Genomic DNA, 15,773 nt, shown 5'->3' with positions numbered 1-15,773 from the left:
CGGTTGTAGCCGGCTTCACGGATGCCAGCGAAAAACTCGGGCGAGGTCGATTCCGGGTTCGACTCGGTGGTGATCTCCGCGCCGTCGGCAAGCCCGAAAGTATTGCGCACCGTCGTCAAGATCCGCGCTAAACCATCCGCTCCCAGCAACGATGGGGTGCCGCCGCCGATGAACACGGTCTCGGCTGCGCGTCCGACGCGTTGGGCTGCCAGGTCGAGTTCGATATCGAGCGCATCCAGGTAGCCAGCTGGGTTTGCGCCGCCCGCTTCGCGCGGAGTGTAGGTGTTGAAATCGCAATACCCGCAGCGTGTAGCACAAAACGGGACGTGGATATACAAGCCGAATGGGCTTGTCGACGACGAAGACAACTGCGATTGCATAGCACCAGCCTAATAGTTGGTCGTGCCACCAACCAAGGTGTACGCTGGTCGTATTTATTGCATGTTGTGCAGCTTGTTTCGTGCATGCACGGTAGCGTGAATGCCAGGTAGCACAGGAAGGATGATGGTGGAGCCTCCGAGTCGAAGTATCGACACCCCGCACCCGCAACTATCTGATTATCGAGCTGATTGTCTCGCTAATTATCAGGTTCGGCAGGTGATGAGCTGATGCTCAGTGCGGTAGCTTTCCTCATTCTCGGCCTGGCGGTGATTTTCTTGATCATCGTGGCCAATGGCTATTTTGTGGCCCAAGAATTTTCCTATATGTCGGTGGATCGCGCTTTGTTGCGCACCAACGCTGCGCGTGGCGACGAAGCCAGCCAGCGCGCACTGAATATCACTGATCGCACGTCATTTATGCTTTCCGGCGCGCAGCTGGGTATTACCGTCACCGGTTTGTTGGTCGGTTATGTGGCAGAACCGCTGGTCGGGCAGTCGCTGGGTACACTGCTGGGGGCAACGGGAATTTCAGTCACCGCTGCTGTCGCGATCGGCACCGTCGCTGCGCTGGCGGTATCGACGATCGTGCAGATGATTTTCGGTGAGCTGTTCCCGAAGAACTACACCATCGCCGCGCCGATGAAATCCGCGCTGTTCCTGTCGCGCTCTACTGCCTGGTACCTGCGGATTTTCGGCCCGCTAATCAAATTCTTTGATCTTTCTTCCAACGCTCTGCTGCGGTTGTTGCGCATCGAACCGGTCGCCGATATTGATGCATCGGCAACGACGAAAGAATTCGAGTCCATCGTCGAAAACTCACACGAGACCGGCGACATTGACGACGAGACCTTCATGGTGCTCGACCGGCTACTGGACTTCCCGGACCACGACGTCGAACATGCCATGATCCCGCGTTCGCGCGTCGACGTGATCGACCCCGAGACTACTCTTGGTGAGCTGCGGGAGCTCATGGCGATTGCGCATACTCGCTACCCCATCATCGACGACGAACACACCCCGATCGGTGTGGTGCACCTGGCGGATATCTTGCTGACAGACAAGCCGGATACCACCTTGGCCACGGAGCTGATGCGCGAAGCTTTGGTCGTACCGGAGCTGATGCCGCTTCCCGACGTCGTCGTCGAACTGCAAGAAAACGACGAGAAGCTGGCCTGCGTGATTGACGAGTACGGCGGTTTCGTCGGCATCGTCACCCTAGAGGATCTCGCCGAGGAAATTCTTGGCGACGTCACCGACGAGCACGATATTGATATCGAGGAATCCGAAGAGATCACCGAAACCGCCGAGGACCATTGGACTGTCGACGGCGATACCCCGCTGGATGAGGTGGAGCGCGCCATTGGGCACGACCTGCCCGAAGGTGATTACGAGACCGTCGCCGGGTTGTTGATCGCGCAGGTTGGTTCGTTGGTTGAAGAAGGCGAAACGCACACCATCGAGTTGGAAGCAGAACCAGAAGACTGGATTGATGCCGATGCCGCACCGAACCGGCAGTTGATCATCACCGTTGATGAGGTCGAACGCCACGTGCCGTCGAGCTTGTCGTTGGAGTTGGTGGAAGAATTCGACGGCGAGGACGCTGATGAGGACGCCGGGCGAAGTGGTGGTTCCGGGCGAGCAGGTGGTTCCGGTGGTTCCGGAAGAACTGGCGGCAGCCGCAGCGGCAATTCGGAGAGGGGCTAGAAGATGCAGGAATGGTACATCGCTGGACCGTTGAGCCTGGCGATCGTGATTTTGTCTGGTTTTTTCGTCATCATCGAGTTTTCGCTGATGGGTGCACGCCGGCACCGTTTGGAAGAAACCGCGGAAACTTCTGCTGCCTCACGCGCGGCATTGCGGAGTTTGAATGAGCTGACGATCATGTTGGCCGGCGCACAATTGGGCATTACCGCTGCGACGTTTGCGCTGGGTGCGATCGCGAAGCCTTGGGTGCATCATTTGCTGATGCCCGTGTTTGCCGCTGTCGGCATTTCGGGCGGGGTGGCAGATACCATCGCGTTCATTGTCGCTCTGCTGATCGTGACGTTTTTGCACCTCGTGGTTGGTGAGATGGCTCCGAAGTCATGGGCAATCGCGCACCCAGAGCTTGCTGTACGGGTGATCGCGCTGCCTGCTCGCGGATTCATTTGGCTTTTCCGTCCGCTGTTGAAGTGGATCAACGTGATGGCGAATAAGTTGGTTGCCGCCGCTGGTGTCGAGCCCGTCGACAGAGCAGGTGCGCAAGGCTATGACACAGATACTCTGCGCACGCTGGTACAGCACTCCGGGCAGACGGGTGCGATGGATCAGAAATCCGCACAGCAGATCAGTGGCGTGATCGAGTTGGAAAATTCGACTGTCTCTGCTTTGGCGCGGGCACATGGTGTGGAGATCACTCCCCTGCCCCATGATGCGACGGTGCGTGATGTGCAGGAGGCCAGCCGTTCGATGAACCGCTTGCGCGTGGTGGTTGCGGATGAGGAATCCGCGGTGCCACGGGTAGTGCACGTGCGCGATACCTTGTTGCATGACGCTGACAGCCCAGCTTCCGATCTAGCACGCCCGGCATTGTCTTTGGCTGGTTCCACGAAAGTGCAGCACGCCATCGAGCACATGCGAGCACTGGGCGAGCAGATCGTGGTGGTCGGCCGCGGAGACAACAGCGAGTCGCTGTGGATTCTGAACTGGGACGACATCATGGGCCAGCTGTGGCCAGAGATCACCAAACAGCTGGAGCGCTAACGCCGCAGCTGTGGCACACCGTAGTTGCGGCCTAGTAGTCTCAGCCTATTTACCTTCACGCATCTGCATTCAGGAACGGCCACCCCTCTGCGTGCAAGAACGGCTCAAGCAGGTGCACCTTAGAACGGCGGCTCATCCGAATTCTGCTCGTGCGGGCCGCCACCTACCTCGGCACCGGGCCCCTGTTCCTTCAATATCGCCACCGCTGCCCGAATCTTTTCCAGCTGTGCCCGGCACTGCGGAATCCTAACCGTAGAAAAACTCCGATCTGCCAACGCAAGTTCTAACCGCCGCATATTACGCGCCCACATCTCTTCTTCCTGTGTTTTGGTCAGCCACGTACAACGGTCTGCAGAATTTTCCGCAGCAAAGCTCGGTGAAGGACAGCCTGCTTGTTTGCCTTGTTGTTCGCCGCGTTGCTCACGCTGCTGTTCTTCGTCCTGCTGATTTTTGCGCTGTTCTTGACGCTGTTCTTCGCGCTGCTGTTCTCTACGATGCTGTTGCTCCGCGTTTTCTCGGCTAGCTTGCCGGTAGCACTCGATTTTCTGCGCCACGGTTTGCGCCCACCGTCGATTCGATCCAGCGAGAGGGCCTTCAGCCTCTGTTGACTGCCACGAGCCATCGGCATGCAACCACACCACCGTGCCACTGGCAGGATCCAAGATCGGGCGGATCCGCCTATCAGTTTTAATATTGTGATGATGCTGGCACAACGCCATGAGGTTGTCCGGTGTGGTGGGGCCACCACGATTAAATTCCACAACATGATCCATCTGGCACACAGCCGCAGGTCTATTACACCCTGGGTACCGGCAGTGTCCGTCCCTTCCTGCGACTGCACTACGCATCGCTGGGGTCGTCACGTACCCGGTAACTTCTGAGTGCATAGTCGCATCCATATCGCGGTGCTTCGAGGCACGAGAAGCAAGGTCGTTCGCGGCATCACCGAACAAGGTCGCTACCCCAGTACCTGTAGAAGTCTCCACGAACAACGGTGCACCGGCAATATCATTGGCGCGATAACAATTCAGAGTGAGAGTAGTCGTCTCACCTTTGCCCAGTAACAACTCCACTGCAGCATCGCGTAAAGAAATCCCTGCGTCCTGTGCGTGCTGCCGAATTCGGGCGTCCACTTCGATAGCGGTGGCAGCATTGGTGTCAAACCGGAATTCATGGCTGTCATCACCGTTGGCGATAACCGGAGAAAGATCGTTGACGGTATAAGTTTTCCGGGAGTTCTTTTTCTCGTTGACCCGCAGGCTGGAATCATATGCATCAATCTCACGAGTAATGCGAGAAGTGATGGTGCGTTTCGTCGCCATGCGCTGGGCAGGCTTGGTGGGGGTGAGAAGTTTCACTAGCATCTCATCAACCACGTCGAAAAGCAGCGCGTTGTATCCGCCGGCCTTACACAAAGCTCGGTCGATAGCGATCCAGTGTTCTACATCCAGGTGCCATAGCGTGGTAGCTAATGCATGAAGTTTTGGCAGCTCACTCATGCGGTAATAGGCTCCCATGATGGCTTCGACGCGCTGTTTGCCTTCCCCGCTATCTTTGGTAAGTAGGGATTCGAGTTCGTCGTAGTCGTCGCAGTCGAAGTCAATACCACGGTCCCACACGAGATATTTGTGACGGCGCAGTTCTAGCATTGCCATTGCCTGTTTGCTGTGCGGATTGCAATGCGTGAAATACGCTTCCACGCTACTACCAACATCACCACCAACGTTATCGTGGCTGTCGGGTTCTTCGGGTTTATCGTTGTGTGCGCTGTCCGGCTCTGCCATGGTTCCCCCTGCTGGCATAGTCTCTGTTCTTGCTTGGTTAACAAGGTATCGAAACCATCTCACACACAGCCTTAAAATTCAGCCAAACTTAAAACATATGTTCGAAAACCCAAAGGCTGAATCGCCCCGAAATTTACCCCACGCTGGCGGCACGCAACCGCGCGCGCTTTGCCGCAACCTTGGCGACGATGCGATCGATACGGGCACGCTCTTCCAAAAACTGCGGTGGTTTGCGCCCGCGCATGCTCCGCGCGAATGCTGGGTGCGCGGACACAGCCGTCGTCTCCCACGCGTGCGCCGCGGTAGCAGCCATCCGTCCGACCTTGTTATACAAATGCGGCAGGGAGACCGCATCCAGATCACGTGCCACCGCCTCGGTTTGTTCGAGCACGTAATCCACCAGATCGTGCAGGAAATCCACGGTATGGGTGGTGCGCTCATGCAGCGTATGAACTAACTCGTTGACCACAACCGGCGGGCCCGACAACGGGAAAAATGCCTGCAAGCTTTCCGCTGTCACCGCTTCTGGCTCGCACACCCGCTTGGTCTCATCGGCAGCCGCCGACAGGCTCCCCGAAGCCACCCCGGAAACCAGTGCCTGGCGCAGACCGATCAGCTCGCCGACGACATCGCGCGAATCACGGCGTGCATCATCGACGATTTCCGCCAACTCTGCCAGGCAATCCTCGACGAGTTCCGCGTCGTAATCCTCGATCGCTTCGATCACGTGCTCGATGTATTCGGCCACCTCGTCGCCAATGTTGTACACCTCTTGGGTGAGCTCACGATGGCGCAGCTCAGCAGCGATTTTGCGCATAACGGGGCTGCCTCCTTCTAGACCGTCGCGACCGAATACCCTTCCCCCGACAGCACCTCCTGTTCGGCGCGCAACACCGCCCAAGGCAGCCCGCGGACCTCACAACCTGAAGTGCTAGTTGAGAGTTTCTCTGCGCTGTAGCCTATTGCAGAAACCACCCAAAAATGGTTCGACTCGCCGGAAAAATTTCAGCTGATTATCAGCTTGACGACGGCCCACTAGATACTAATGCACCTGCCAAGGTTTCCGTTTGGCATTACCGCGAGTACAGCTGCTCCAGCGCGTCTGCATAGCGCTCGACGACGACATTTCGCTTGACCTTCATCGTCGGGGTCAGCTCGCCGGATTCTTCGGTGAAATCGTCGGTAAGAATGTAGAACTTCTTGATCGCTTCGGCATGCGAAACGGTGGCATTGGCGGCGTTGACCGCATCTTGTACTTCCGCGCGCAACGATGCATCATGCACCAAATCGCTCACGCTACGGGAAGCATCAATATTGTGCTGCGATTTCCAGCGCGCCAACGCTTGTTCATCCAGCGTCACCAGCACGCCGACGAAAGGCTTGCCATCGCCAACTACCAGGGCCTGTGAGATCAGCGGGTGCGAGCGCAATTCATCTTCCATACCGCCCGGCGCGACGTTTTTCCCGCCGGCAGTCACGATCAGATCCTTCTTCCTACCGACGATTTTTACATGGCCTGACGGCAGGATCTCACCCAGGTCACCCGTGCAGTACCACTGCCCGTCGAAGGCTTCGTCGGTGGCTTCTGAATTGCGCCAGTAGCCATCGAAAACCAGGTCGCCACACAACTGCAATTCCCCATCGCCGGCGATACGCACGCGCATACCACCCAATGGCGGGCCGACGGTGCCGATTTTCTGATCTTCAAAATCCACCGTCGCAGCCGCTGCGGTTTCAGTCAGACCGTAACCTTCATAAATTGGCACCCCGATGCCGCGGAAGAAGTGCATCAGTTCGGTGCTCATCGCTGAACCACCAGAAATGCAGTAATCGACCTCGCCGCCCATGCCTGCACGGATTTTGGACAGCACCAGTTTATCCAGCGCTTTATGCGCGCTACGTAGCGCAAACGACGGCCCGTCCTCAGTATCCAATGCACGAGAATAAGCGATCGCGGTAGCCTCAGCGCGATCGAACAACGCGCCCTGGATCGTCCCAGCATCATGGGCTTTCGCACGCGCACCGTTGCGCACCTTCTCAAACACGCGCGGCACGCCCAGAATCAGGTTCGGTTTGGAGCGCTGGAATTCCGTCGGCAAAGTCGCGAAATCTCCCCAAAAATTCTGCGTCGGTCCGCTGATCATCGTGGCTGCAGAGACCGAAAACGCCAGCACGTGCGCCAGCGGCAAAAACGTCAGCACATGCTTTCCGGCGTGCGCGATACCGCCAATCGGGTTGGTCAGCAGGCCCAGAATCTGTGCGTTCCAGTTGCGGTGGGTGAGCATGCATCCCTTCGGCCGCCCCGTCGTCCCCGAGGTATACACCAGCGAGGCCACGTCATCGGTTGCGGTGGCAGCGATGCGCTTGTCGACGAGCTCATCAGCAATGTTTTTCCCAGCTTCTGTTAAGGCTGCAACCGCGCCGTCGTTAATCTCGTAGACCGCACGCATCTGCGAGCTGGAGTCTTTCAACCTGGGCTGCCCGTCGTCGGCAAGCTGCAGCATGCGCAAGATTTCGGTGTGCTCTTGGGTCTCAGAAATGCCTAGCACCGCTCCGGAGTTTTCGATGATCCACTGCACCTGCGAGAGCGACGATGATGGATACACCGGCACGACGACACCACCGGCCGCCCAAATCGCATAATTGATGAGCATCCACTCGTAGCGGGTATTCGCCATCAAAGCCACGCGATCTCCCTGCTCAACCCCGGTGTTGATGAGTCCTTTGGCTACCGCGTAGACCTCATCGAGAAACTCTTGGCGGCTCACCGGAACCCAGGTGTGGTTTTTCGGGCGGCTAAACATCTCGGCCTTGGGCTGGGCTTTCACCGCATCAATGGTCAGGGTTAATAACGTCTGGCCAGGTTCGATGGTGTATTTCGCGGGGCTGAAGGCTTCTCGCACAGTTCTCCTAGGTGGTTACGTGCCGTTCCACTTACTCACTGGGTTACTGTACTCCCCCAACTCCGCGTTTGCCCGAAGTCGGACGTGCTAATGCGGGCCGACGCCCACATGCCGGGCGTTCGCGGTGAAGCCTTAAGCTAAAAACAACTTAAAAACGACTAAACAAATACACCAGGACAATCAGTACCAGCAAAGTAATAAGCGCAAAACGCACTCGGGAACGCGGGTACTTCTTCTGCTTCGCCATGCCACTAGCCTAATCTGTCGGATTGTCTTGCGCACCACGCAACCGCTTCCACGCCGCAACCAGCCAGTCCAGGCCGCGCACGATTACCGTCGCCAAGACCGCTGCCACGATTCCTGCGACCACCACGACAATCGGCATCTGCAGCCACGGCGATAGCGATACCAACATCTGCGTTACTCCTGCTAGCGATCCCTCTGCTAGCGATGTGCTGGCTGTCAGTGCATCGTCCATTGCGTTCATTCTAGACACAGTGCCCCACAGGGTGAAAGGGCGCAATGCCTCCAATTAGACCCTCGCCAGCATTACGGCTTCACCAAACAGCTGGCATAAATCTGTAAGTTTCCACACCAAATGTGTTTCATCTGGCATACTTGAATAAACTGAGATACAGATAACAAACAGACATGAGGGATCACATGTTAAAACGGCATCTTTTCACAACGTTCGCGGCGCTCGTAGCGCTTATAGGGTCTGCAACAACGACAAACATCGCTTATGCGGATCCTTCGGCCCCAGCTAGCCAAGCCCCAGATGCGCATGCCCACGAAACCAAATGTATAGGAAGAAAGTAATTTCCATGTCTACTTCTGCAAATTACCCAGATTTTCGCACTACGAAAGATATTCAGGCTTACACGAGCAAATTTCTGGATCGGAGCGAACGGATTTGCGTCGTGGATTTAGCTCCGCGATGGACATCCAGTCGGTGCATGTTCGAATGCGGCTATACCACACGTGCCCAAGGTCACGCACTGCTCGATGAGGAAACCCCTGATTCAGATTTCCTCATCGAGCTAGGCGAATACATCATGATAGTTGCGCCTCCAACAGCTTGCGAGAAGCAAAACAGGGAAAAACAGGAAATTTCTTTATTGTTACGCGCAGGGGCTCTGGGCAAACAAATACAGGAAGAACGGATTGATTACTTACTGGAACGATTCAACCAATCCTTACAAAACATAACCACCCTCGACGAATTAAACGAGAGAATTTATAATCGGTCAGGTGAAGATTTCGACCTATGTTCGTTAGCGCCTTATGCTGCATCTTTCGATGAGGATTATATTAGACATCTATTGCGGTGCTATAAACGTGGAATAATTTCTCCACGAGAGACCTCTTATCACCAAGATCTTGAAGGAAACATTACTCAACATTATTCTCCGCAGTATACTGTGCGCAGTAGAGATATGTTTTACATCAAAGTAAAGCTCCCCTGGAAATCTGACTTCTTGCAGAATAATTTTCCTTATTCCCCAATCATTTTCCCGGAGAAGAAAGCCATCCAGGACGATCCCTCCCACATCGCTAACGATCCTAACTGGATAAAGCTAGTGTCTTAGTTTATGACATCACAACCACACGTCGTTACTCCCACTGGCATGATCACCGGGGCCTGGAGCAACAACCACACGGTGCGGCGCTTTTATTCCATTCCGTATGCGAACTTCCTCGGGGAATTTGACGACGCCGAACTGCGCACTGCCAACGGCGATGTGGATGCCAGCACACCCGCCCCAGATGCTGTGGCATTGACGGTCGCAACCCCGGCCGATGCCCACGATCGCGACGATCTTCCGGTCATCGTGTTTATCCACGGTGGATCATTCGAAACTGGTTCGCACGATGACCCGCGCCACGATGCCACCGCCAACGTGCAGGCTGGCTGCGTGCAGGTCAATATTGGTTACCGTAAGAAACTGCCGGGGTTTGCACGCTTCAATAACGATGCCCCCGGCCACTACCGTGGGGTGCACGACTGCCTGCTTGCTCTCGAGTGGATCCAGCGCAATATCGAAGCATTCGGTGGCGATCCCACCAATGTGACGCTGATCGGTCAATCCGCCGGGGCCAACTTAGTGCTGTGGCTCTGCCGGCCAGATCATTACCGGGGTGGGTTCCGTCGAGCAATTGCGATGTCGCCAGCCTCGCCGCGCGAACCAATCGAAGCCCGCACCGCGACCCTGCGCATGGCGATGCAAGTACCACTGACTCGCCGCCGTTTGGCCGAACTGCCGCAGAAAAAACTCGACCGCGGCTACCAGCGCTTCAAATATTTGCATATCAATGATGTCGCACTGGGCCCGGACTTGCGCGAATTAGGCGAGCTTGCCGACGTCCCACTGTGGGTATCTACCACCCACGATGAATTTCACCACCACCCGCTGGCGGCCACCGATAGCAAACCGTGGGTGCGCAGTGTGCCAGGTTCGAAAGCACTGTTTAAAAAGACCGCACGGGATCTGCAATTATCCCGCAATTTTGACGCGTGGATGGAAGGTGCGCTCGCGCTGGATCCTTACCGCCCAATGGGCCGGTTGCTCACGGATGCTCTCATTGGACGCTGGGCGGCCAGCGCGGTCACCAAAGCCACCGGGCCAGTCTGGCTATCCGAGTACTACCGCAGCACCCCAGGTGGTGTGCAGCATTCTTCTGATATCGCTTATTTGTTCGGCGTCGGCACCGGGCAGACGGAACGATCCGCACGCAACAGATTGCACAAGGCTTTGTTGTCTTTTGCCCGCACCGGTGAACCTGGATTCGAACGCTATTCAGCCGAAGGGCGCACCTGGCGGCTGGATTTCGGGACTGGAAAAGCCACGATGGCACAGTCCCGCATCCCGCGGTTGGCCAATCATTTCCCGACGGAATCCCGGCACTAGTAGGTAGCCAGCACTAGCAGGAATCCGGCGCTAGCGCACTAATTGCTCAGGTTGCCCTCATAGACCACGTTGCCGATGGTCAGACGTGCATTCCACAATGCCCCTGGAGTGGTGTCGAAAACGTACTGCAGGTTCGTCGTTGCCCCCACACCGAGTGGCAGGTCAAGGCCACCGAGCACACCGCTTTCGTTGCCGTCGCTCGGGTCGGACTGCAGCAGATCTACCTTGCTGTAGTTTCCGTCGCCGCTGCCGGTTTCCAGGGTTGGCTCATCAAAAGCATCCGGCGGCAGGGTCACGTCGTTATCGTTGCGCACAGCGATGGTGATCACCGTGCCGCCTTGGCTACCCGATACCGCACCTTGGTAGGTAAAGCTCACGCCATAGCCTGGGTCTTCTACCTGAGCGTTGATGTTTTCTGGTTTGACCGGATCAACGGATTTCGATTTATAATCCGGCTCCTCGGTTTCTTCCACCTCAATGGTGCTGGCGGGGTCCGCGGTTGAACCACCATTCGTGTCTCCGCAGGCTGCCAGGGTAAAGGCTGCGGTCGCCAGCGCGCCGGCTGCCCACGCCCGCTTGGTTGTGCGCGGTTGCACGATTGGTTTCACCATGGTTGTTCCACTGCCTTTCAGCATCGTTGCACATCATCAAACGTCATCGAACTTCTTCAAACAAAGAGAGAGGTGCCGAGTACGTCGTCGTCAAGCACTTCATTGTAGTTGCTCACCGTAAAAGTCATGGTAATCGAACACTCATCTGTGGCAATACCACTTCCACTCGTACAGCAACGCAATTTCGGTGTTAGAGCGTTATGGCACAATGGTAGGTTCAATACCTTGACTGATTAACCTTTATTTATGGATTCCGCACTCGCTGCGATCGAATCCATATTTTTGAGACCTTGTGAGAGCGTAGTTTCGTGTCTTCCCTTTTCCGCATCATGCGCAGCGCGTCTGCCCTGTGGCCGCTGTATTTAGGCGTCATTATCTCGGCCACCGTCGTCGCTATTTTGTCGATGGTCGGCCCGTTTTTGGTCGGACAAGCAACCGACACCATTGCCGACGGCATCCGCGAAGGAGGCGATACCTCGGCGGTCTTGACGACGGTACTGTGGCTCGCTGTCGCGCTGTTTGCCGCCGATGCCCTGCGCGTTCTCGTGGATAACCTCGGCGGCTACTGGGGCGATGTGATGGCCGCTCGCCTGCGCCAGATCTTGTCGACGCGCTACTACGCGAAACTGCTGGCATTACCGCAACGCTTCCATGATAACCAAAACACCGGCGCGATTATCGCCCGGCTGGACCGCTCGATTCATGCAGTCACGCAGTTCATCCAGTATTTTTCGAACAACATGTTCACGATCTTGATGCAGCTGGTCGTGATTTTGGCCATCACCTTCTTTTATTATTGGCCGCTGGCGGTGCTGCTGGCGCTGCTGTTCCCGACCTATCTGTGGCTGACCGCGCTGACTTCGAATCGTTGGCAGCGCTATGAGCACGAGAAAAACGAACAGGTCGATACCGCAAACTCGCGTTTCGCTGAGGCGATTGGCCAGGTAAAAATCACCAAGTCCTTTGTTTCTGAGGTCCGTGAGCTGGCCAGCTTCGGCAAGCACTATCGTCGTACGGTCTCGATCACGCGCCCGCAATCGCGCTGGTGGCACTCGATGGATATCGCCCGTGGGCTCAGCACGGCGTTGATTTTCTTCGGCATCTACGCCCTGATTTTCTGGCGCACGCTGGAAGGCCACTTCTCGCTCGGTGATATGGTGATGCTGATTCAGCTGATGAACATGGCCAAAACCCCCGTGTTCATGCTGTCGTTTCTTGTCGACGCCGCACAAAAAGCCATGGCCAACTCCCGGGACTATTTCCAGATCATGGACGAAGAACTCGACGCTAGTTCCAACCCACAGCTGCTGAAAACCATTGCTGCGCCCGATATTCCAGACGTCGATACGTCGATCCCAGCACCGGTGAAACAGGAAAGTTCTGAGCCCGGCTTCGAGCTGCGCAATGTTTCTTTCGCCTATGAAGAAGGCAAGCCCGTGCTCGATGACATCTCCTTGGCCGCGCCCAAGGGCAGCAAGATCGCGCTGATCGGTGAATCCGGCGGCGGCAAATCCACCGTCGTCAACCTGCTGCTGGGCTTGTACCAGCCACAGGCGGGGCAGGTCTCTGTGCTGGGCCACGACACCTCGCAGCTAGGGCCAGAAAAACTGCGCGCCTCCGTTGGCGTGGTGTTCCAAGAGCCATCGCTGTTTTCTGGCACGATCCGGGAAAACATCGCCTACGGCAAACCCGAGGCCACGATGGAGGAAGTCGTCGCGGTGGCCCACCGTGCTAACGCGCATGAATTCATCTCGGCATTCCCAGATGGCTACGACACCGTCATCGGTGAGCGCGGCTTGCGGCTTTCCGGCGGGCAAAAACAGCGGGTAGCTGTCGCCCGCGCGATGTTGAAAGACGCCCCTTTGCTGATTCTGGACGAAGCTACCTCAGCGCTGGATACCAAGGCCGAACGCAGCGTACAGGCCGGGTTGGAAGAGTTGATGAAAGATCGCACGACGCTGATAATCGCGCACCGGCTGTCCACCATCGCAGACGTGGACACGATCTTCACCATCGAAAAAGGCCGAGTGGTCGAATCCGGTTCCCCGGTGGAATTGGCGCGCAGCGGTGGAATATATGCACAGTTGTTGGAGCTTTCGGAATCTGTTTCTGCAAACCCAGATAAGCAGGTCACAGAGGAGCAACGCCAGCATTTCCAGCGCTATGGCATGGTGCACGACAGCTCTAACTAGGTTGTGGCGGCGCATCCGGCCTGAGCGCACACGTGACTGTCACTAGGCTGGGGCGCATGAATGCTTTACAGTTTCCGACCTTAGAACAACTCCGCGCCCGCGGAACCCGCAAGTGGACCGTTTTCGACGACGACGTACTTCCGCTGTGGGTTGCCGAGAGCGATTTCCCGACCGCGCCGCCAGTTCACCAGCGCATCCGGGACGCCGTTGACGAAGAAACCTTCGGCTATTCGCCAGCGCCGCACACCACACACCTGGCGGAGTCCGTCGCTGATTTTTATGCAGACTATTTCGGTTGGCGCCCGGATCCACACAATATTGTGTGGTGCCCTGACGTAGTGCGCGGCCTCTTATTAGGTCTGCAGTACTTCACGCGCGAGGATTCCGCGGTCATCATTCCTACCCCGTCGTACCCACCGCTGCTGGAGCTGCCGGGTACTGCTGGTCGCGAAAAAATCGAGGTGGATGCCTACGGAGGGCTGAATCTCGACGAGATCGAGCAGGCTTTCCGCGCCGGCGCTGGTGCACTCGTGCTGTCGAATCCGTATAACCCGCTCGGCGAGGTCTTTTCCCGCGAGACCCTGACCCGCTTGGTAGAGCTTGCCGACGAATACGACGCACGGCTGCTTCTCGACGAGATCCATGCTCCGCTGGTCTATGACGGCGAGCATGTACCAGCAGCTTCGCTCTCGGAAAAAGCCGCACGGGTATGTTTCACCGTCACCGCGGCCTCCAAAGCCTGGAACATCGCTGGGCTGAAATGCGCGCAAATCATCTTTTCCAATGACGCTGACCGCGAGAAATGGTCACAGCTGACTGGCGTCGCCAAAGACGGCACCGGCACGCTCGGCATCGTGGCTTCGCAAACCTGCTACCGCGATGGGCGCGAACAACTGGATGCACAAGTGCAATACCTGCACGAAACCCGCGACTGGTTGCTCGAGACCTTGCCCAAGGCCGTCGACGGCCTGAAAGTGTCCGCGACCCATGCGACGTACCTGATGTGGTTGGATTTCCGCGATACCGCATTGGGTGACCTGGATACCCCGGCGCAGTGGTTGCGTCGTCACGCGAAAGTCGGGCTGAACGAAGGCACCGACTTCGGCACCGGAGGCGCAGGGCACGCACGGCTGAACTTTGCAACCTCGCGGGAGATTTTGCAGGAGGCTGTCACCCGAATTGCAGAAGCCGTCGACAAGCACGCACAAGGTTGATAGCTGGGGCGCTGACGTCGTCAGGCAATCGAGCCGGGCATATCTGAATAAAAACTGCTAAAATGTTAGGCTCATCACCGCATACTTATTAGGGTCTGTGTACAGTATTCTGAATATTCTGTATTACTTCTCACCAGAAAAGTTAAGGTGACTCACTATGGCGACAGCCGCTACACAGGCCAACGCAGGCACGGCTACGGGCTCTGCTAAATCCGGCCCTGGCATCAGCATCATCATTTTCAGCTCGTTGATGCTGTTTTCGATGTTCTTCGGTGCCGGAAACCTCATTTTCCCACCGATGTTGGGCGTCAAGTCAGGCGAAAACTTCTGGCCGGCGATACTCGGGTTCGTTGGTTCCGGCGTGGTGTTGCCGGTTTTGGCAATCATCGCCATCGCTATTTCCGGTAACAGCGTGCGCGACCTTGCTTCCCGCGGCGGCGCCATCTTCGGCCTGGTCTTTTCGCTGTTGGCCTACCTGTCAATCGGTGCGTTTTACGCGTTGCCCCGCACTGCTGCCGTATCTTTTGAAACCGCGATCACCCCGATCCTGGGTTTTGAAGGCACGGCCGCGAACTGGATTTTCTGCCTGATCTTCTTCGGCATCGCCCTGGCTCTGGCCTGGCGCCCGACCACCATCATGGACACCCTGGGTCGTATTTTGACCCCGGCGCTGACGATTTTGCTGATCATCCTGGTGGTTTCTGCGATCACCAATTTTGAACCGCAGACCTTAACTGCTGCTGAGGAATACTCAGAATCCGCATTCACCTCCGGCCTATTGGAGGGCTACCTGACGATGGACTCCATCGCGGGTTTGGCCTTCGGTATCGTCATCATTTCTACACTGCGCACCAAGGGTTTTGCTGAAGGCGGTCAGCTGGTTCGCGGCACCATCACCACCGGCATTATCGCTGGTGCATTCTTGGCAGCCATTTATATCGGCTTGGGTTATATCGGCCAGACGCTGCCGGGCGCTGCAGATCATGATTCCGGTGCGGCAATCTTGTCTGCTGCTGCCGAATCCGCGCTGGGCACCCC

At 56.7% G+C, this 15,773-nt stretch carries 12 protein-coding genes and 1 pseudogene; 7 read left to right on the top strand and 6 right to left on the bottom strand.

The annotated features are described in order from the left end of the window. Window positions 1-380 (bottom strand): annotated as a pseudogene (locus tag RCH87_RS02255) (radical SAM protein); the annotation flags it as partial. Between the two features lie 228 nt (window positions 381-608). Between RCH87_RS02255 and RCH87_RS02250 the strand changes: the two are divergent. Together RCH87_RS02250 and RCH87_RS02245 are read left to right on the top strand one after the other, a co-directional pair. After that, window positions 609-2,084, top strand: coding sequence for a hemolysin family protein (locus tag RCH87_RS02250; protein ID WP_306515131.1), 1,476 nt, complete (start codon window positions 609-611; stop codon window positions 2,082-2,084). Window positions 2,085-2,087: 3 nt separating this feature from the next. Next, window positions 2,088-3,122: a CNNM domain-containing protein gene (locus RCH87_RS02245; RefSeq protein WP_306515130.1), complete on the top strand. Its 1,035-nt coding sequence runs from the start codon at window positions 2,088-2,090 to the stop codon at window positions 3,120-3,122. Window positions 3,123-3,241: 119 nt separating this feature from the next. Here the strand turns inward: RCH87_RS02245 and RCH87_RS02240 are convergent, their stop codons facing one another. The 4 genes from RCH87_RS02240 to RCH87_RS02225 all read right to left on the bottom strand — a co-directional run bounded on the left by RCH87_RS02240 (window position 3,242) and on the right by RCH87_RS02225 (window position 8,287). Continuing rightward, window positions 3,242-4,906 (bottom strand): HNH endonuclease signature motif containing protein, encoded by a 1,665-nt coding sequence (locus RCH87_RS02240; RefSeq protein ID WP_306515129.1) that lies wholly within the window; start codon window positions 4,904-4,906, stop codon window positions 3,242-3,244. 133 nt (window positions 4,907-5,039) lie between these two features. Beyond that, complete coding sequence (locus tag RCH87_RS02235; RefSeq protein ID WP_306515128.1) at window positions 5,040-5,723, bottom strand: hypothetical protein; 684 nt, start codon at window positions 5,721-5,723, stop codon at window positions 5,040-5,042. A 256-nt stretch (window positions 5,724-5,979) separates the two neighbouring features. Beyond that, complete coding sequence (locus tag RCH87_RS02230; RefSeq protein WP_306515127.1) at window positions 5,980-7,809, bottom strand: long-chain fatty acid--CoA ligase; 1,830 nt, start codon at window positions 7,807-7,809, stop codon at window positions 5,980-5,982. A 256-nt stretch (window positions 7,810-8,065) separates the two neighbouring features. After that, entirely contained in the window at window positions 8,066-8,287 is a 222-nt protein-coding gene (locus RCH87_RS02225; RefSeq protein WP_306515126.1) for a hypothetical protein, read from the bottom strand. A gap of 346 nt (window positions 8,288-8,633) precedes the next feature. Between RCH87_RS02225 and RCH87_RS02220 the strand changes: the two genes are divergently transcribed. Both RCH87_RS02220 and RCH87_RS02215 read left to right on the top strand, forming a co-directional pair. Then, complete coding sequence (locus RCH87_RS02220) at window positions 8,634-9,398, top strand: hypothetical protein (protein WP_306515125.1); 765 nt, start codon at window positions 8,634-8,636, stop codon at window positions 9,396-9,398. Between the two features lie 3 nt (window positions 9,399-9,401). Next, window positions 9,402-10,718 (top strand): carboxylesterase family protein, encoded by a 1,317-nt coding sequence (locus RCH87_RS02215; RefSeq protein WP_306515124.1) that lies wholly within the window; start codon window positions 9,402-9,404, stop codon window positions 10,716-10,718. Window positions 10,719-10,756: 38 nt separating this feature from the next. On the opposite strand, the gene RCH87_RS02210 is transcribed toward RCH87_RS02215, so the two are convergent. After that, the gene (locus tag RCH87_RS02210; protein ID WP_306515123.1) at window positions 10,757-11,329 is read right to left on the bottom strand and encodes a hypothetical protein; all 573 of its coding nucleotides are present in this window, start codon (window positions 11,327-11,329) and stop codon (window positions 10,757-10,759) included. A gap of 308 nt (window positions 11,330-11,637) precedes the next feature. Between RCH87_RS02210 and RCH87_RS02205 the strand changes: the two genes are divergently transcribed. The 3 genes from RCH87_RS02205 to brnQ form a co-directional block, all read left to right on the top strand. Continuing rightward, window positions 11,638-13,521 carry an ABC transporter ATP-binding protein gene (locus tag RCH87_RS02205; protein ID WP_306515122.1) on the top strand — a complete coding sequence of 628 codons (1,884 nt, stop codon included), beginning with the start codon at window positions 11,638-11,640 and terminating at the stop codon, window positions 13,519-13,521. A gap of 56 nt (window positions 13,522-13,577) precedes the next feature. Further along, window positions 13,578-14,735, top strand: coding sequence for a MalY/PatB family protein (locus tag RCH87_RS02200; protein ID WP_306515121.1), 1,158 nt, complete (start codon window positions 13,578-13,580; stop codon window positions 14,733-14,735). Between the two features lie 157 nt (window positions 14,736-14,892). Then, on the top strand, window positions 14,893-15,773 hold an 881-nt coding region (brnQ, locus tag RCH87_RS02195; protein ID WP_306515120.1), incomplete at its 3' end, for a branched-chain amino acid transport system II carrier protein.

This window comes from Corynebacterium sp., from assembly GCF_030826625.1.
GTDB lineage: Bacteria > Actinomycetota > Actinomycetes > Mycobacteriales > Mycobacteriaceae > Corynebacterium.
The sequence above is the reverse complement of the archived record's forward strand: the minus strand, read 5'-3'. Positions and strand labels throughout refer to the sequence as shown.